The organism is Streptomyces sp. NPDC050509 (assembly GCF_044457965.1).
Classification (GTDB): domain Bacteria; phylum Actinomycetota; class Actinomycetes; order Streptomycetales; family Streptomycetaceae; genus Streptomyces.
Map to the genome: position 1 here is coordinate 1,198,108 of NZ_JBITHL010000001.1, position 18,339 is coordinate 1,216,446.

14 protein-coding genes are annotated in these 18,339 nt (G+C 71.3%); 7 read left to right on the top strand and 7 right to left on the bottom strand.

Features of this window, described 5'->3' with window-relative positions:
• Positions 1–20: 20 nt before the first annotated feature.
• Both ACIBJC_RS04525 and ACIBJC_RS04530 read right to left on the bottom strand, forming a co-directional pair.
• Positions 21–881: an inositol monophosphatase family protein gene (locus ACIBJC_RS04525; RefSeq protein ID WP_399287610.1), complete on the bottom strand. Its 861-nt coding sequence runs from the start codon at positions 879–881 to the stop codon at positions 21–23.
• Between the two features lie 64 nt (positions 882–945).
• Positions 946–2,760, bottom strand: a complete 1,815-nt coding sequence (locus ACIBJC_RS04530) for a gamma-glutamyltransferase family protein (protein WP_399287613.1) — start codon at positions 2,758–2,760, stop codon at positions 946–948.
• Between the two features lie 491 nt (positions 2,761–3,251).
• Between ACIBJC_RS04530 and ACIBJC_RS04535 the strand changes: the two genes are divergently transcribed.
• Together ACIBJC_RS04535 and ACIBJC_RS04540 are read left to right on the top strand one after the other, a co-directional pair.
• Positions 3,252–4,898, top strand: coding sequence for a TlrC/CarA/OleB/SrmB family ABC-F type ribosomal protection protein (locus ACIBJC_RS04535; protein WP_399287616.1), 1,647 nt, complete (start codon positions 3,252–3,254; stop codon positions 4,896–4,898).
• 262 nt (positions 4,899–5,160) lie between these two features.
• The gene (locus ACIBJC_RS04540; protein ID WP_399287618.1) at positions 5,161–5,799 is read left to right on the top strand and encodes a trypsin-like serine peptidase; all 639 of its coding nucleotides are present in this window, start codon (positions 5,161–5,163) and stop codon (positions 5,797–5,799) included.
• Positions 5,800–6,010: 211 nt separating this feature from the next.
• Here ACIBJC_RS04540 and ACIBJC_RS04545 read toward each other — a convergent pair whose 3' ends face one another.
• The gene (locus ACIBJC_RS04545) at positions 6,011–7,726 is read right to left on the bottom strand and encodes an IlvD/Edd family dehydratase (RefSeq protein WP_399287621.1); all 1,716 of its coding nucleotides are present in this window, start codon (positions 7,724–7,726) and stop codon (positions 6,011–6,013) included.
• A 185-nt stretch (positions 7,727–7,911) separates the two neighbouring features.
• Here ACIBJC_RS04545 and ACIBJC_RS04550 point away from each other — a divergent pair, with 185 nt between their 5' ends.
• The 5 genes from ACIBJC_RS04550 (at position 7,912) to ACIBJC_RS04570 (ending at position 13,391) form a co-directional block, all read left to right on the top strand.
• Positions 7,912–8,928, top strand: coding sequence for a zinc-binding dehydrogenase (locus tag ACIBJC_RS04550; protein ID WP_399288148.1), 1,017 nt, complete (start codon positions 7,912–7,914; stop codon positions 8,926–8,928).
• Positions 8,929–9,416: 488 nt separating this feature from the next.
• On the top strand, positions 9,417–10,040 hold the full coding sequence (locus tag ACIBJC_RS04555; RefSeq protein ID WP_399287624.1) for a TetR/AcrR family transcriptional regulator: 624 nt from the start codon (positions 9,417–9,419) through the stop codon (positions 10,038–10,040).
• 156 nt (positions 10,041–10,196) lie between these two features.
• The gene (locus tag ACIBJC_RS04560) at positions 10,197–11,861 is read left to right on the top strand and encodes an AMP-binding protein (RefSeq protein WP_399287626.1); all 1,665 of its coding nucleotides are present in this window, start codon (positions 10,197–10,199) and stop codon (positions 11,859–11,861) included.
• Complete coding sequence (locus tag ACIBJC_RS04565; protein ID WP_399287628.1) at positions 11,858–12,619, top strand: enoyl-CoA hydratase/isomerase family protein; 762 nt, start codon at positions 11,858–11,860, stop codon at positions 12,617–12,619. Before ACIBJC_RS04560 ends, ACIBJC_RS04565 begins: the two co-directional genes overlap by 4 nt.
• A gap of 4 nt (positions 12,620–12,623) precedes the next feature.
• Positions 12,624–13,391 carry an SDR family oxidoreductase gene (locus tag ACIBJC_RS04570; RefSeq protein ID WP_399287631.1) on the top strand — a complete coding sequence of 256 codons (768 nt, stop codon included), beginning with the start codon at positions 12,624–12,626 and terminating at the stop codon, positions 13,389–13,391.
• A gap of 130 nt (positions 13,392–13,521) precedes the next feature.
• On the opposite strand, the gene ACIBJC_RS04575 is transcribed toward ACIBJC_RS04570, so the two are convergent.
• From ACIBJC_RS04575 to ACIBJC_RS04590, 4 genes are all read right to left on the bottom strand, one after another.
• A complete protein-coding gene (locus ACIBJC_RS04575) occupies positions 13,522–14,808 on the bottom strand; it encodes an alpha-L-fucosidase (protein ID WP_399287634.1) in 1,287 nt (428 codons plus the stop codon).
• A 107-nt stretch (positions 14,809–14,915) separates the two neighbouring features.
• Positions 14,916–15,791 (bottom strand): carbohydrate ABC transporter permease, encoded by an 876-nt coding sequence (locus ACIBJC_RS04580; protein WP_399287636.1) that lies wholly within the window; start codon positions 15,789–15,791, stop codon positions 14,916–14,918.
• Positions 15,784–16,701 (bottom strand): carbohydrate ABC transporter permease, encoded by a 918-nt coding sequence (locus ACIBJC_RS04585; protein WP_399287638.1) that lies wholly within the window; start codon positions 16,699–16,701, stop codon positions 15,784–15,786. Before ACIBJC_RS04585 ends, ACIBJC_RS04580 begins: the two co-directional genes overlap by 8 nt.
• A gap of 59 nt (positions 16,702–16,760) precedes the next feature.
• Positions 16,761–17,975: an ABC transporter substrate-binding protein gene (locus ACIBJC_RS04590; protein WP_399287640.1), complete on the bottom strand. Its 1,215-nt coding sequence runs from the start codon at positions 17,973–17,975 to the stop codon at positions 16,761–16,763.
• Positions 17,976–18,339 lie beyond the last annotated feature (364 nt).

Below are 18,339 nucleotides of genomic sequence, written 5' to 3' on the forward strand. Positions count from 1 at the left end.
CGCGGACCCCGCTCCCCCGCTCAGACGCCGGCCAGCAGCCGCTCCCGTACCCGCTCCGCCGTGGCCCGGTCCCTGGCGGCCGTGAACGGAAGCGCGTTGCCGCCCGTGATGCGGTACGGCTCCCCGGTCAGCGTCGCGTGCGCGCCGCCCGCCTCCGTCACCAGCAGCAGGCCCGCCGCGTGGTCCCACGCCAGCTCCCAGCTGAAGGCCACCGCGTCGAGCGCGCCCCGCGCCACGGCCAGGTACTCCAACCCCGCCGCGCCGCAGGGCCGGGCGTCGATCCCCTCCGTTCGCAGTCCCAGCAGGGCGCGCTTCTGCTCGGGCGTGGTGTAGTCCGGGTGGGACGTCGCGACCCGCAGGGGCGCGGCCTCGTCGGGCGGTCCCGGGCGGAGCGGGACGCCGTCGAGGACGGCGCCCCGGCCGCGTACCGCGATCGCCATCTCGTCCAGCGCCGGCGCGTACGTCCACGACGCCACCAGCTCGCCGCCCTGCGCGAGGGCGACCAGGGTGCAGAAGCCGTCCTCGCCGCGGATGAACTGGCGGGTGCCGTCGACCGGGTCCACGATCCATACGGGCGCCTCGCCGCGCAGCGCCTCGTACCGCGCCGGGTCGGCGTGGACGGCCTCCTCGCCGACCACGGCGGAGCCGGGGAGCAGCGCGGTGAGGGCGGCGGTGAGGTGCTCCTCCGCGCGGCGGTCCGCGATGGTCACGAGGTCGTGCGGGGCGCTCTTCTCGGTGATCTCGTGCGCGGCGAGCCGCCGGTGGCGTGGCATGATCTCGGCCGCCGCCGCCTTGCGTACCGCCTCCTCCACGGCGGAGACCTGGACGGCCTGAGCCGTCCCGCGCAGGGGAACCGTTCCGTACACCGAGTCGTCGACCATGTGTCCAGCCAATCATGGACCGCTGACATCCGGCGGCCGGGGAGGGGCGGGAGCGGGCGGCCGGTCAGCGGCCCACGGCGTATCCCTGCATGCCGCGCGGGTTGGCGGCGGCGGAGAGGATGCCGGTCGCCGGGTCCCTGGCGACGGCGCAGAGCCGCCCCTCCGACCAGGCGTCCCCCACGGTGACGTCATGGCCGCGGCGGCGCAGTTCCGCAATGACGCCGGGGTCCATGCGCTCCTCCACGGTGACGCTGCCCGGGTGCATCCCGCGCGGGTAGAAGGAGCCGGGGAAGCTGTCGTTGTGCCAGTTGGGGGCGTCGATGGCGCCCTGGAGGTCGAGTCCGCCGCGGACGGGGGCGCGCAGCGCGAGCGCGAGGAAGAAGTGGAGCTGCCACTGGTCCTGCTGGTCGCCGCCGGGGGTGCCGAAGGCCACCGCGGGGGTGCCGTCGCGCAGGGCGAGGGACGGGGTGAGGGTGGTGCGGGGGCGGCGGCCGGGGGTCAGGGAGTTCGGCAGGCCGGGGTCGAGCCAGGCCATCTGGAGGCGGGTCCCGAGGGGGAAGCCGAGTCCGGGGACGACGGGGTTGGACTGGAGCCAGCCGCCGCTGGGGGTGGCGGCGATCATGTTGCCCCAGCGGTCGACGATGTCGAGGTGGCAGGTGTCGCCCCGGGTGGCGCCGTCCTTGGCGACGGTGGGCTCGCCCGCGCCCGCCGCCGGGACGCCCGGCGCGCCGAAGCCGGGCTCGCCCGCGGCGACGGCGCGCACGTGGTCGCTGAGCACGGGCCGGCGTCCGTCGGGGCTGCCGGGGCGCAGTTCGTACGAGGCCCGCTCGCCGATCAGGGCGCGGCGGGCGGCGTTGTACGGCTCGGAGAGCAGGGTGTCGAGCGGTACGGGGGCGGCGTCGCCGTACCAGGCCTCCCGGTCGGCCATGGCGAGCTTGCACCCCTCCACCAGGAGGTGGACGTAGTCGGCCGAGCCGTAGCGGGGCAGGTCGGCGGCGCGGGCGGGCAGCAGGGCGAGCTGCTGGAGGAAGGCGGGTCCCTGGCTCCAGCCGCCCGCCTTGCAGAGGGTCCAGCCGTCCCAGTCGTAGGTGACGGGCGCTTCGTACGGGGCGGACCAGTCGGCCAGATCGGCGGCGGTCAGGGTGCCGGTGTGGCGGGCGCCGCTGGTGTCCATGGTGGGGCGGTCGGACTGGGCGAGCAGCGCCTCGGCGATGAAGCCGGTGCGCCAGATCTCCCGGGCGGCCTCGATCTCGGCGGTACGGTCGCCGGCTCCGGTGGCCTCGGCCTCCGCGATCAGTCGGCTCCAGGTGGCGGCGAGCGCGGGGTTGCGGAACAGCTCACCGGGGGCGGGCGCCTTGCCGCCGGGGAGGTAGACGTCGGCGGAGGAGGTCCACTCGGTCTCGAAGAGTTCGCGGACGGTCTCGACGGTCAGGCCGATCCGTTCGACGGGCGCGTGGCCGTCCTCGGCGTATCCGACGGCGTACCGCAGCACCTCGGCGAGGGACCTGGTGCCGTGGTCGCGCAGCAGCACCATCCAGGCGTCGAAGGCGCCGGGCACGGCGGCGGCGAGCGGTCCGGTGCCGGGGACGAGGCCGAGCCCGAGGGAGCGGTAGTGCTCGATGGTGGCGCCCCGGGGCGCGGGTCCCTGCCCGCAGAGCACGCGGACCTCGCCGCCGGCCGGGGCGAGGATGATCGGCACCTCGCCGGCGGGGCCGTTGAGGTGCGGCTCCACGACATGGAGGACGAAGCCGGCGGCGACGGCCGCGTCGTAGGCGTTGCCGCCGTCCTCCAGGACGGCCATCGCGGACTGTGAGGCGAGCCAGTGCGTGGAGGACACCATGCCGAAGGTGCCCTGGAGAGTCGGCCGGGTTGTGAACATACCGTTTCTCACCTGCGCTTGTGTCGGAGTCCATCGGACCGATCAGTGCTCACGACGCCCCCTGGGGAGTCTCCGGGGAGTGGTGGCCACGGTTGTCGTTCGCCTGATCGGCGAGCAGACTATCGATCACCTGTCGTCCCATCCGCCCCGCCTCCGGCGTGACGTGGGCGTCGTGACCGCCCCGGCCCCCGGCCCCCGGCCCCCGGCCCCCCAGGCAACGGACAACGGACAACGGTCACGGATCACGGACCCCGGCCGGTAATGGGGTTGAGGCGCGCGGACTCCCGCCGTACCGTGTGGTGCATGGGTTCCCTGTGACAGTCCCCGTGCGCCCGCGTTGAGCTCGTCTCCGCCGTCGCACGTTCTCATCCGCGTTTCCCCTCCTCCCGTGGTGCCTGCTGCTCCGGCATGCCGCGCGGAGTGTTCCGGCGTACGCGGATGCGTCCACCGACCCGTTCCGATCGGCCTGGCCGAGAACAGGGGACTCCTCCATGTTTGCTGCACAACTATCTCTTCAGAACGTCACCCGCCGCTACGACGCCCATGTCGTGCTGGACGACGTGTCCTTCACCGTCAAGCCCGGCGAGAAGGCCGGCATCATCGGTGACAACGGGGCCGGAAAATCGACCCTGTTGCGTCTGATCGCCGGTCAGGACCGGCCTGACAACGGCGAGTTGACCGTGGTCGCGGCGGGCGGGGTCGGCTATCTCGCCCAGTCCCTGGCGCTCTCCCCCGAGGCCAGTGTCCAGGACGCGGTGGACCTGGCCCTCGCCGATCTGCGTGACCTCGAAGCGCGGATGCGGCACGCCGAGGCCGGGATGGAGGGCCTGGTGGGGGCGGAACTCAACGCCGCGCTGGACGCCTACGCCCGTCTGGTCGCCCGGTTCGAGGCGCGCGACGGGTACGAGGCGGATGTCCGGGTGGAGGGTGCTCTGCACGGGCTCGGCCTGCCGTACCTGGACCGTGCCAGGGCCCTGGGGACCCTGTCCGGCGGTGAGCGGTCGCGGCTGGCGCTGGCGGCCACGCTGGCGTCCCAGCCGGAGCTGCTGCTGCTGGACGAGCCCACCAACGATCTCGACGACCGGGCGGTCGGCTGGCTGGAGGCGCACCTGCGGGCGCATCGCGGCACCGTGCTCGCGATCACTCATGACCGGGTGTTCCTGGAACGGGTCACCACCACGATCCTGGAGATCGGTGAGGGCAGGGTGACGCGTTACGGCGACGGCTACGACGGCTATCTCGCGGCCAAGGCCGCCGAACGGCGGCGCCGTCTGCGGCAGTACGCGGACTGGTGCGCGGAGTTGGCCCGCAACCGGAGGCTGGCCGCCACGAACGTGGTACGGCTGGAGGCGATCCCGCGCAAGCTGCCGTTCGCCGTGTTCGGCCACGGTGGCTTCCGTACCCGCGGCCGTGGGCACGGGGCGATGTCCCGTATCCGTAACGCCAAGGAGCGCGTGGAGCGGCTGACGGACCGGCCCGTCGCGCCGCCGCCCGACCCGCTGGTGTTCGCCGCCCGCATGACCACCGCCGAAGGGAAGGTGCCGCAGGCGGCGGAACTCACCGGCGTCCGGGTCGGCGGCCGGCTGGACGTGGCGTCGCTGCGGATCGGCGGCGAGGAGCGGCTGTTGGTCACCGGGCCCAACGGGGCGGGCAAGACGACGCTGATGCGGGTTCTGGCGGGGGAGCTGCGGCCCGACGAGGGGACGGTGCGCACCTGGGGCCGGGTCGGGCATCTGCGGCAGGAGGAAACACCGTGGCCGCCCGGCCTGACGGTTCCCCAGGCGTTCGCCCGTGGCCGCGGCGGCGACCTGGACGAGCACACCGACCACCTTCTGTCCCTCGGTCTGTTCGGCCCCGCCGATCTGCGCCTGAGGGTGGGCGAGTTGTCCTACGGGCAGCGGCGGCGCATCGAACTGGCCCGTCTGGTCAGTGACCCCGTCGACCTGCTGCTGCTGGACGAGCCCACCAACCATCTCTCCCCCGGCCTGGTCGAGGAGTTGGAAGGAGCACTGGCCGGCTATCGGGGCGCGGTGGTCGTCGTCACCCACGACCGCCGTATGCGCGCCCGCTTCACCGGTACGCACCTGGAGCTGGACGCCGGTCAGGTGGCACAGCACGAGGAGGCCGTCGTGCGCTGAACCACGACAACGCTCGCCCCTGTGCCCCGTCGGGGTGTCCGGCGCACTTGTGTCACAGATCGTCGACAGCGCAACCGAACAGGCGGGGTCCGGCTCTTCGAGAGCGGGCCGACAGCCCCTGTCCGCCGCCTGCACCAGCCGAGGAGACATCTGCTGTGTCCGAGACATCCTCTTCCGTGATCCGGCGCCTTCGTGGCCGGGCCATGGGACTCGTCGTGGCCGGTAGGCCCTCGCCCTCACCGCCCCGCTCCCGGCGACGGCAGTGACCGGCCAGGCCCGTGCCGCCGCGGCGGACCCGGTCTCCGTCCTGAAGTACACCGCCAAGGAGCGCAAGGGAGCCCTCGCCCACTGGACACCGGCGCGGGTCAAGGCCGTCGGCAAGTCGGTGGACCTCGGGCCGACCGGGCCGAAGGCCAAGCCGTACCGGGGCACCCCTCTGAAGACGGTGGGCAGGCTCTTCTTCGTCAACGCCAACGGCGCCGACACCTGGTGCACGGCCACCGCGGTGAAGAGCGCCAACAAGTCGGCCGTGATGACCGCGGCCCACTGCGTGCGCCGGGGCTCCTCCCCCTACAACACCAGCACGGACATGGTGTTCGTGCCCGGCTACAGCAAGGGGAGGATGCCGTACGGCACGTTCGCGGTCCGCAGCGCCGCCACCCCGCGCGCCTGGGTGGCGGACTCCACCGACGACCTGGCCGCCCTGACCGTCGACACCGACAAGAAGGGCCGCAAAGCTCACCGATGTCGTCGGCGGCCAGGACATCGCCTTCAACCGCACCGTCGGCGGCACCGTATCCGCCCTCGGCTACCCCGCCACCAGCCCGCAGCGCGGCGAGGAGCTCCTGCGCTGCGTCGGTACGGCGAAGAAGGAGCACGGCACGCAGGTCATCCCCTGTAGCCTGAGCGGCGGCGCCAGCGGCGGCCCCTGGCTGGCCGGCTTCGACACCACCACCGGCAAGGGCGTCCTGGTCTCGGTCAACTCCGCACTCGGCTCCACCGCCCCGACCAAGATGTACGGAGAGATCATGGGAGCCACGGCCAAGAATGGCGACGGCGACAGCGCCCCGCGCCCGTGAGCCGCCGGCCGACGGGTGCGCCGGACGGGACGGTCAGTGCGACTCGCGGCTCACCTCCGAGCCGCTGGACCCGATCAGGAAGTCCAGGTCGGCACCGGTGTCGGCCTGTAGGACATGGTCGACGTAGAGCCGTTCCCAGCCGCGCCGGGGGTTGGCGAAGCCGGTGACAGTGGCCTCGTTCGGGGTTCTGCGGGCGAGTTCGTGGGCCGGGACGTCGAGGTCGATACGGCGGGCCTCCGCGTCGAGGCTGATGACATCCCCCGTCCGCACCAGGGCGAGAGGGCCGCCGGCCGCGGCCTCCGGTGCCACGTGCAGGACGACCGTGCCGTACGCCGTCCCGCTCATCCGGCCGTCGCACACCCGGACCATGTCGCGGACACCCTGTTCGAGCAGCTTCTTGGGCAGCGGCATGTTCGACACCTCCGGCATGCCGGGGTACCCCTTGGGGCCGCAGCCGCGCAGGACGAGGACGGAGTCGGCGTCGACGTCGAGGTCCGGGTCGTCGACGCGGGCGTGGAAGTCCTCGATGCTGTCGAACACGACCGCCCGGCCGCGGTGGCGCAGCAGGTGCGGCGAGGCCGCCGCGGTCTTGATGAGCGCTCCGTCGGGTGCGAGGTTGCCCCGCAGGACGGCGATGCCGCCCTCGGCGACCAGGGGCGCGGAGCGGGTACGGATGACCTCGGTGTCCCGGATCGGGGCGTCGTCGAGATGGTCCACCAGCGGCTCGCCGGTGACGGTCAGCGCGTCGGGGTCGAGCAGGTCACGGACCTCGCGCAGGACGGCGAGCAGGCCTCCCGCGCGATGGAAGTCGTCCATGAGGAAGCGACCGGCCGGCTGGAGGTCCACGAGGACCGGCACACGTGAGCCGATCCGGTCGAAGTCGTCGATGGACAGCTCGACCCCGAGCCGGCCGGCGATCGCCAGCAGATGGACGACGGCGTTGGTGGAACCGCCGACGGCGGCCAGCGCCACGATCGCGTTGTGGAAGGACGCCTCGGTCAGGAAGGTGCCGGGGCGCCGGTCGGCGGACACCATCTCCACCGCGAGCCGGCCAGTGCCGTGAGCGGCCTCCAGCAGGCGGCTGTCGGGGGCGGGGGTGCCGGCGACACCGGGGACGACCGTGCCCAGGGCCTCGGCCACCAGTGCCATCGTCGAGGCGGTCCCCATCGTGTTGCAGTGGCCCCGGCTGCGGATCATCGACGACTCGGAGCGGGTGAACTCCTCCGGCGAGAGCGTGCCGGCCCGGACCTCCTCGGAGAGCCGCCACACATCGGTGCCGCAGCCCAGCGGTGTGCCGCGGAAGGTCCCGGTCAGCATCGGGCCGCCGGGCACCACGACAGCGGGCAGGTCCACCGAGGCGGCGGCCATGAGGAGCGAGGGAATCGTCTTGTCGCAGCCGCCGAGCAGGACGACGCCGTCGACCGGGTTGGCCCGGAGCATCTCCTCCGTCGCCATCGCGGCCATGTTGCGCCAGAGCATGGCCGTGGGCCGCATCTGTGTCTCGCCGAGCGACACCACGGGCAGATCCAGCGGGATGCCGCCCGCTTCGTACACACCGTCACGGACCGAGCACGCCACCTCGCCGAGGTGTGCGTTGCAGGGGGTCAGGTCCGAGGCGGTGTTGGCGATGGCGATCTGCGGACGGCCGGTGAAGGCGTCCCCCGGCGCGCCGCGGCGCATCCAGGCCCGGTGGATGTAGGCGTTACGGTGCTGACCCGCGTACCACTGTGCGCTGCGGAGCCTTGCCATGGAGCCCCTTCCAATAATCGACACGGCGGTCTAATTTCTGGAACGTGGTGAAGCTGAGGAAGCTTACGCAGGGGTTCGACGGATCGACAGACCACGGCGGACCGGCAGAGCCCTGCGGATCGGCAGGGCCCAGCCGATCGGCAGAGCCCGGCGCGTTGATCTCACCGGCGGCGTCCTGCCGCTCCGTGCGGGCGTTCGTGCTGACGGCACCCGGGGAGTACGCGGTACGGGAGGTCCCGGCTCCGGTGGCGGCCCCGGGCGAAGCCGTCGTCGATGTCGAGCGGGGCGGTGTGTGCGGCACCGACGTGGAGTTCTTCACCGGTGCGATGGCCTACCTCCACCAGGGGCACTCCGCCTACCCGATGCGGCTCGGCCACGAGTGGGCCGGGCGTGTCGCGGCGGTCGGTGCCGGGGTCGACCCCGGATGGGTGGGCCGGCGGGTGATGGGCGACACCATGCTGGGCTGCGGTGGCTGCCGGCGCTGCCGCCGGGGTCACCAGCATGTGTGCGGGAAGCGGCAGGAGGTCGGCATACGCGGGGCGCGGGCCGGCGCTCTCGCGGAGCAACTCGCCGTGCCGGTCTCCTCGTTGCACGTCCTGCCCGACTCCGTCGACGCCGTGCTCGGCGCGCTGGTCGAGCCGGGCGGCAACGCCCTGCGCGCGGCACGGGCCGCCGCGCCGCACCCCGGCGACCGGACGCTGGTGCTCGGTCCGGGAACCATCGGCCTGCTGGTCGCGATGTTCCTCCGGGCCGCCGGCGCGGAGGTGCATCTGATGGGCCGCGCCGACAACTCCCTCGCCTTCGCCCACGCGTCGGGCTTCGCGGACGTGTGGACGGAGGACTCGGTCCCTGACCTGCCGTTCGACGCGGTCGTCGACGCGTCGAACGCGGCCCATCTGCCGGGTCTGGCGCTGGAGTTGGTCGAGCCGGCCGGGCGTCTCGTGTACGTGGGGCTGTCCGGTGAGCCCAGCAGGATCGACACCCGCGCGCTCGCGCTCAAGGACGTGACCGCGGTGGGCATCCTGTCCGCCTCCCCCGGTCTGGACGACACCATCCGCGCGTACGCCGACGGATCCGTCGACCCGAGACCGCTCGTCGCCGCGACCGTCGGCCTGGAGGAGGCCGGCGCCGTCCTCGCCGGAGAGCGCCCGGCCGGCGCCGGACCGGGACCGAAGATCCACGTCGACCCGCGGGCGGGGTGACCGGCGGCAATTCCCCAGGACTCGTCCGTGGAGCGCTGTTCGTCGGCCGGTACGAGGATGAGGTCGAAGAAGCGGTTGAGGGGCTCGATGATGTCGAGTTCCTTGTTGAGCAGCCACTGCGACTGCAGACCGTGCAGTACGGCCTGGAGAAGGGCTGCCGCGCCGTCCGGATCCAGCCCTTCCCGCAACCTCCCCTGCGCCGCGCGTTCCAGTTTGACCTGGGTCGTGTGGAGGCGCACGCGTTCGTAGCGGTCGAAGAAGTACGTCCGCCGTCCGGGCCGGGGACGACGGCCGGCCCCGGGACGACGGCCGGTCCGCCGTCCCACCCGAACCGGGGCAGTCATGATCCGCACCGGCCGGCCCCCGCCGGCCCCCGCCGCGCTCGCCCCACGACCCCTTCCACGTGCCACGCTCCCCGGGACCCGCAGTACGATGAGGCGTGACGCAGTACCCGGAACAGCTCGGCCTCGGTAGGGAGTGACGCAACGGTGCAGCCCGGCTCGCGGACCGGTCGGCGCGCGGCCGGTGGCGGACGCAAGCGCCTCGACGACGACCGGCGGGACGAGCTGCTCGGGCGGCTCCAGGGGATCGTCCTGACGGAAGGGTTCGCCCGGCTGACCGTCGACACCCTCGCCGCGCGTCTCCAGTGCTCGAAGTCCACGCTGTACGCGATCTCCTCCAGCCGTCACCATCTCGTGGCGACCGCGCTCAAGAGCTTCTTCCGGGACGCCGCGGAGCGGGTGGAGAAAGACGTCGCCGAGGTCGCGGACCCGGCCCGGCAGATCGCGACGTACCTCGCCGCGGTGGGCGCGCAGATGCGGCGGATGTCGGCGGCGTGCTACGACGACATGCTCGACGACGACGCGACCCGGGAGATCTACACCGTCAACTCGCTCGCCGCGACGCGCAGGGTCCGGGAGATGATTCACGCGGGTGTGGAGTCGGGCGACTTCCGCTCGGTGCACGCCGAGTTCGTCAGCCAGGCCGTCGGGCTGCTGATCGACGGTATTCAGAGCCGCGAACTGCTCGGTTCCACCGGGCTCTCCTCCGGGGACGCCTTTGTCGAGCTGAGCAATCTCGTTCTCGCGGCGCTCTCCAAGACCTCCCGCTGACCCCTCCACCGGCGCCCCCGGGGGCGGTGCGCACGATCCGCTCCGGCCCTCGGCTGCCCGCCGCACACCCTTGATGAATACGTCACGCGGTACTAACGTACGCGTAATAGTACTCAGCCTGAAGATCGTCTTCGTCCTTCCGAGATGAGGCAAACGATGGCCCTCTCAGACCCCGGCTCCGCCACCGATCCGCTCGACCGGGTCCGCGAGCTGGTCACCCTCTACAGCGACCCGGGCGCCCGCGTCGCCCACCTGCTCTGCGACGGGCATCCGGCCGACGCCGTCGCCTACACCGTCGTCGAGCCGGACCTGTCGTCCACCGTGCTCACCTACGGACGGCTGAGGACGGAGTCCGAACGGTTCGCCGCCGCCCTCGCCGACCTGGGGATCGGGCCGGGCGACCGGGTGGCGACGCTGATGGGCAAGAGCGCCGACTACCTGGTCGCGCTGCTCGCGACCTGGCGGCTCGGCGCCGTGACGGTGCCGCTGTTCACCGCCTTCGCTCCCCCGGCGATCGCGCTGCGGCTGCTGGCCAGTGACACCAGGATCGTCATCTGCGACGCCGCCCAGCGGCCGAAGCTCGAACCGGGTGAGGACATCCCGGCCGACGCGACGTGGCGGATCGTCGTCAGCGGGGGCGACGGCCGGGCCGGTGATCTCCGCTTCGCCGACCTGCTGGCCGCGCACGGACCCGGGTATCCCGCCGCGGCCCTCGGCGGGGACGCGCCGCTCGTGCACATCTTCACGTCCGGCACGACGGGCCGGCCCAAGGGCGTCGTCGTACCCACCGCCGCGATCGCCGGTTTCCGTGTCTACGCCGAGTACGGCTGCGGGGTGACGCGGGACGACGTCTTCTGGAACGCCGCCGACCCCGGCTGGGCCTACGGGCTCTACTTCGGGGTGATCGCCTCGCTCAGCCTCGGGGTACCCGGCGTCCTGCTGCACTCCGGGTTCTCCGCCGACCTCACCTGGCGGGTGATGGACGAGCTCCGGGTCACCAACTTCACCGCCGCGCCCACCGTGTACCGGTCGCTGCGCGCCTCCGGCGTCCCGGTGCCGGACGGTCTGGCACTGCGCCGCGCATCCAGCGCGGGCGAACCCCTGACACCCGAGGTCAACGCGTGGGCCGAGGAGGCGTTCGGCATCCAGGTGCACGACCACTACGGGCAGACCGAGGCGGGCATGCTGATCAACAACCACCAACTACCCGCGCTGCGGCGGGAGGTGCGGCCCGGGTCGATGGGTCATCCGATGCCCGGATGGAGCCTGCGGGTGCTGTACGAGGACCACGACGAGGTCGCGCCCACCGGCACCGTCGGCCGGATCGCCGCCGACCTCACCGACAGTCCGCTGGCCTGGTTCCACGGGTACGAGGGCGATCCGGCGCGGAGCGCGGGGAAGTTCAGCACCGACGGCCGCTGGTACCACACCGGCGATGTCGGACGCGTGGACGAGGAGGGTTACTTCCACTTCTCGTCCCGGGACGACGACGTCATCATCATGGCCGGATACCGCATCGGCCCTTTCGAGGTCGAATCGGTCCTGGTCACCCACCCCGCGGTGGTCGAGTGCGCGGTGATCGCCGCACCCGACGAGGTGCGCGGCGAGGTCCTGGAGGCCTTCGTCGTCCTCCAGGACGGAGCCGAGGCGTCCGACGAACTCGCCGCCGAACTGCAGCAGTTGGTGAAGAAGCGCTTCGCCGCCCACGCCTACCCCCGCACGGTGCACTTCGCCGACCGGCTGCCGAAGACACCCAGCGGAAAGATCCAGCGATTCGTCCTGCGCCGACAGCGCCAGACCGACCCGGAGCCCCGCCCGTGACCACTGCGGTACTCATCGAGCAGACCGGCGCCGTGCGCCGGATCCGGCTCAACCGGCCCGACAGCCGGAACTCGATCAACCCGGAGCTGATCCGGGCGCTCGACGAAGCCGTGGCCGCCGCGATGCGCGACCCGGACACCGAGGCGGTGGTGATCGCCGGGAACGGGCCGAGCTTCTGCGCCGGAGCCGATCTGCGACATCTGCTGGAGCTGGCCCGTACCGGCGGGGACCCGCTGGCGTTCCTCGGCTCGGTCTCGGCGTGCTTCACCCGGCTGGAGTCGGCGCCGAAACCCGTCATCGCCGCCGTCCACGGCCATGTGGTCGCCGGCGGGCTGGAGTTGGCGCTCGCCTGCGACGCGGTGGTGGCACGGGGCGGCACCCTCATCGGTGACGGGCACATCCGCAACGGGCTTCTGCCGGGCGCCGGTTCGAGCGTACGGCTGGCCCGCAAGGTCGGTGATCCGCTGGCCCGGCGCCTGATGCTCACCGGCGAACTGCTGCCCGCCGAACACTTCCTGCCCAGCGGCTTCGTCCAAGCGGTGGCCGGACCCGATGACTTCGAGGCGACGGTGACGGCCGTGGCGGACTCCTTCACGGGGCTGCCGCCGGGCTGCCACGGACGGATGAAGCACCTGCTCGCCGACCCCGGCGTCCCTGACGCCCTGCTGCGGGAACTCGACGTGTTCGCCGAGCACTGGCGCGAGCGGGACATCGCCGCCGAGCTGACCCGTTTCTTCGACCAGCGAGCCGTGAGGTAGCACCGTGCGACGTTATACGGACCGGACCGTGATGATCACCGGAGCCGGACAGGGACTGGGCCGTGCCATGGCCCTGCGGTTCGCCGCGGAGGGCGCGCGGCTGGCGTTGTGCGACGTCAACGAGGTCTCGGTGCAGGAGACGGCCGCCCGCTGCGGCGACGGCGGCATCCGTCCGGACGGCGACGTCCGTACCTCGGTCGTGGACGTGGCCGACGCCCCGCAGGTCGACGCGTGGGTGGCCGGGACGCTGGAGACCTTCGGCCGGGTGGACGTCCTGGTGAACAACGCCGGTGTGATCCGGGACAACCGCCTGGAGCGGATGACCGACGACGAGTGGGACGCCGTGGTCGATGTCAGCCTGCGGGGCATGTTCCACTGCTGCCGCGCGGTCTTCCCGCACCTGAAGGAGCAGGGGTACGGGCGGATCCTGTCCTTCTCCTCCATGTCCTGGCGCGGCAACTTCGGGCAGGCCAACTACGCCGCCGCCAAGGCGGGCGTGGTCGGCATGGCCCGTACGATCGCCCTCGAAGGCGCCCCGCACGGCGTGACGTCGAACGCGATCGCGCCCGGCCTCATCGACACACCGATGCTGGCCTCGATGAACGCGGCGGGCCGGGCCAAGCTCGCCGCCCGGGTGCCCCTGGGACACATCGGCGACCCGACCGACATCGCCGAGGCCGCGGCCTACCTCTGCTCGGAGGCGGCCGGCTACGTGACGGGCGTGGTCCTCGACGTGGACGGCGGCATCAGCATCGGCGGCGCCCCGCGCTGACCGTCCATCAATCAAGGTGAAAGGGCATCACACCATGGCCGACACCCCTGACCTCGTCATCGTCGCCGACGAGGGACCCGGTGTCCCGGCCGACGCGCCCCCGCACACCGGCCGGTCAGTCATCGGCCGGTCAGGCATCCTCCTTCAGGAAGAGTTCGACGACGGGGACGGCCACGTCGGGGCGGATGATCGGCAGGGTGATGGTCAGGGTGCCGGGGGGCTGGCCGCCGAGGCCCGTGGTGAGGGCCTTGACCGAGGGGTCGATCTCGCGGAACGGAATCTCCGACGCGTCGTTGAGGAGCTGCGCGTACGCGACCTTGCCGCCGAGGCCCGGCAGGTGCAGATGCTCGAAGGGCCAGGCGAACAGGTGGAGGTAGAGGCGGTTGCCGCGCCGGGTGTAGCGGGTGTCGGCCGGGGCGCGGAAGGCGGCGGGGCCGGCGCCGCGGATGGAGCGTTCGTGGCGGCGCATCCACTCCCCGATGCCCTCCAGGGCCGTGACCGCCGTCGCGTCGAACTCGCCGCGCCCGGTGGGGCCGATGTTCAGCAGCATGTTGCCGTTGTTCGAGACACCGTCGACGAGCATCCGGACGAGCAGGCCGACGCTCTTCACATTGACGTTGTCACGGTCGTACCCCCAGCTCCCGTTGAGGGTCTGGCACGCCTCCCACACCACGGGGACGCCGTCGACCTCCATGGGCCGGTCGGGCTGGTACTGCTCCGGGGTGACGAGGTCCCCGGGAATGTCGAGCCGGTCGTTGACCACGATCCCCGGCTGGAGCCGGCGGGTGAGGGCGAGGAGTTCCGCGGAGCCCCACTCCTCGGCGCCCTTGCCGTTCCACACCTGGTGGTGGTCGTCCTGCTGGTACGAGAAGTCGTAGAAGAGGTAGTCGATGGTGCCGTACCCGGTCAGCAACTCCTCGACCTGGCCGTGCAGATAGGTCCGGTACCGGTCCATGTCCCGGCCCTCGTTGAGCCGTTCGATCTCCTCGGGCGCGTCGTCGCGGCGCGGGTGGTGGCCGTCGATCGTGAAGTCCGGGTGGTGCCAGTCGATGAGCGAGTGGTAGAAGCCGACGCGCAGCCCCTCGGCGCGTACGGCGTCGACGAACTCGCGGACGAGATCCTTGCCGATGGGGGTGTTCATCGAGGTGTAGTCGGTCAGCTTGGAGTCCCAGAGGCAGAAGCCCTCGTGGTGCTTGGTGGTGAGGACCACGTACCGCATACCGGCCTTCTTGGCGGCCCGCGCCCACTCGGTGGGGTCGAAGAGGTCCGGTTCGAAGTGGCGGAAGTACTTCTCGTACTCCGCCTCCGGCGTCCGCTCGCGGTTCATCACCCACTCGTGGCGGGCGGGCAGGGAGTAGAGGCCCCAGTGGATGAACATGCCGAAGCGGTCCTCGGTGAACCAGGCGGGGACGGTCATGGACGGGTTCCTTCCGTGCGGGAGTGTGTGTGCTGTCGTCAGTGGGTTTTCGTACGGGGGTGTGTTGTACGGGCGTGTTGTACGGGGCGGGGGCGGCCGGCCGGTGTTCAGCGTCCGCCGAGGCCGCTCGTGACGATGCCCCGGACCAGGTGTTTCTGGAGGAGGACGAGGATGATCACGGTGGGCAGCATGGAGACCACCGACGCGGCCATGACCAGGTTCCACTGGCTGCCCTGCTGGCCGAAGAACGCCTGGAGGCCGAGCGGGATAGTGGCGCGCGCGTCGACGTCGTTGATGACGACGAGCGGCCAGAGGAAGGAGTTCCAGTAGCTGATGAAGGTGAAGACGGCCAGGACCGCGAGGGTCGGGCGGGCGAGCGGCAGCATCACACTGAAGAAGGTACGGACGGTGCCCGCGCCGTCGACGCGCGCGGCGTCGTCCAGCTCCTGGGGGACCGTCAGGAAGAACTGTCGGATGAGGAAGGCGCCGAGGGCCGTGAACGCCCACGGCAGGATCAGCGCCTGGAAGGTGTCGACCCATCCGACGCCCTGCATCATCACGTACATCGGGATGACGAGGACGTCCTGCGGGATCATCAGGGTCACCAGGAAGAGCAGGAACACGAGGTTTCTGCCGCGCCAGCGCAGCCGCGAGAAGGCGTAGCCGCTGAACGCGGCGACGGCGAGGTTGACGGCGGTGCCGAGGGTGGCGACGAGTACGCCGTTGAGGATGAAGCGGGCGAAGGGCAGATAGGTGAAGACGTCCGCGTAGTTCTGCCACTGGATCGAGGAACCCCACAGGGTGGGCGGGTTCGAGAAGGTCTCGGAGCCGGGCTTGAGACTGGTCGCCACCATGTAGATGAGCGGCGCCATGAAGAGCAGGGCAATGAGGCACAGGATCGCGTACCCGGTCGCCCGGCGCGCCCGTGTGCCCAGGCCGGTGCCCACCCCTGCGGCTGTGATCGTCCGCGTACCGCTAGCCATAGTGCACCCAACGCTTCTGGCCGAGGAACTGGACGGCCGTGATCCCGAGGATGATGACGAACAGCACCCACGCGCCCGCCGAGGCGAGTCCGAGCTGCTGGTTCTGGAAACCGGTGGTGTAGATGTACTGGACGAGCGTCTCCGTCGAGGTGCCCGGGCCGCCCTTCGTCAGCAGGAACGGCTGCGCGAACACCTGGAACGAGGTGATGAGCGTCATCATCGTCGCGAAGAAGACCGACGGTGAGATGGCCGGGAACTTGATGCGCCAGAACGTCTGCCACGGGCCCGCGCCGTCGAGTTGCGCGGCCTCGATCAGGTTCTCCGGCACCGCGTCGAGCGCCGCCGAGAAGATGAGCATGTTGTAGCCGAAGCCCTGCCAGACGCTCATCGCGACGATGGCGAACATCGCCCACTTCTCGTCCGCGAGGAAGTTCGGCGCCTGCGCCCCGACCGTCGAACGGAGTGTCGCGTCGATCAGCCCGTCGGGCTGGTACAGCATCCGCCACACGACGACGTTCGCCACGATCGGGGTCACCGTCGGGATGAAGAACAGCACCCGGAAGATCTGCCGGTGCCGGATCCGCGGGGTCAGCCAGGCCGCGAGACCGAGCGAGATCACCAGGTTCAGCGGCACGTACAGCACCACGAAGCCGACCGTGTTGAGGATGACCGTCCGGAAGACCGGGTCCGCGAACAACTGGGTGTAGTTGCCGAGTCCGTACCACGAACGCTCCCCGATCAGGGGCCAGTTCATAAAACTCACGGCGAGGGAGGCGAGGATCGGGACCACCGTGAAGATCGCCAGTCCGATCGAGTGGGGCGCTGCGAAGGCGGCTCCCCACCAGGAGCGACGCGCCCCCTCCGCCTCCTGCGTCTCCTTGGTGTCCGGCGCGTCCGCCGCGTCCTTCACCGACCGACTTCTTCCGTCCTCGTCACCGGGGGAGACCGGTGACGGCACCATCGCGCTCGTCACTGGGTGAGCTGCCCCGCGATGGACTTCATGGTCTCCGCGCCCGTGGCCTGGCCGTTGACCGCCTGGATCGCGTACTGCACGAACAACTGGTTGAGCTGGTCGCTCTGCTTGTTGCCCGGCAGCGGGGTGGCGGCCTTCTGCGCCACGGTGAAGACGGACTCGGCGCCGTCGATGCCCGCGTTGGCGTACCAGGTCTTCTGTGCCGCCGTACGCGCCGGGAACGCCCTGCCCTGCTGGGCGAGTGAGGTCAGGACCTTCTCGCTGGTCATGGTCTCGATGGCCCGGTACGCCTGCTCGGGGTACTTGCACTGCTTCGCTATGCCGAAGCCGGAGCCCGCCGAGAAGCTCGACGGTCCTGAGGTGCCGGACGGGATGGTGGTCACGCCGAGCGGGAACGTCACCTTCGACTTCTGCTGGAGCAGCGACCAGGGGCCGTCGACGTAGAGGCCGGCCTTCTGGTCGACGAACGCGTTGTCGTCGGCCGAGCCGTCCGCGCTCGCCTGGGTCGCCCCGCCCTTCTTCACCAGGGAGGAGAGCCAGTCGAGCCCCTGCGCGAACTTGGCGTTCTCCGGGTCGAGTTGGCCGTCGGAGGTGATGACCCGGCCGCCGTTGTAGCCGAGGACCATCGACTCCAGGTTGAGGTCCTCGACCGTCGAGGCGAACATCGTCTTCCCTGCCGCCTCGAACTTCGCGGCGGCGGCCTCGAATTCGGCGACCGTCCACCCCGGTTTCGGCGGTTGCGCGCCGACCTGCCGGAAGAGGTCCTTGTTGTAGAACATCATCAACGGGCCGGTGTCGTACGGCAGGGCGTACAGCTTGCCGCCGACCTTCATACCGTTCAGCGCCGTCGCGTCGAAGGCCGTCAGATCGGTGCCCGAGCTCTTGGTGTACGTGTCGATCGGGCGCAGGACGTCCGTGTAGTTGGCCGCCCGGAGGCTCTGCACGGTGACGATGCACGGCGCGCCGCCGGTGCCGAGCTGGGTACGCAGCTTGGTCCAGTAGTCGTTGAACGGCGAGCCCTGGACCGTGACCTTCGCCCCGCCGTTCCCGCCGGCCGCGTCGGCGACCTTCTGCCAGGCCGCCTTGTCCGCCGTACCCGATATCCACATCGACCAGACGAGGCTGTCCTTCGACTGACTCGCCGTGCCCGTGCTGGACGAGCATCCCGTCAGCGCGAGCACCATCGCGGCGCCCGCGGCCGTGGCACTCACGCAAAGCCGTTGTTTCATTGCGACATCCACTTCGTCGTGTATGGCTGCTTGACCGGGGTGATGTTGAGCCGGGGGGTGTTGAGCCGGGTGCCTTTGCTCGTGCCGGTCCGGTTCCTGGCGCTCCGCGCATCAAAACATCGGATGTATCGGGTGTCAAGGGATCGGTTCTCCCCTCACAGCAGCGTTATTGAGCCGTGAACCAGGGCAGAGTTTGGATGAATCACCGAGGGATGTTCGGCCCTCCGCACATACGTCGGGGGGGCCCCCCCCCGCCCGGGGGGGGGGGGCCGGGGGGGGGGGGGGGGGTGCGGGGGGGGGGGGGCCCCGCGCCGGTCTGGAGGGAAACCGGCGCGCCAAACACCGC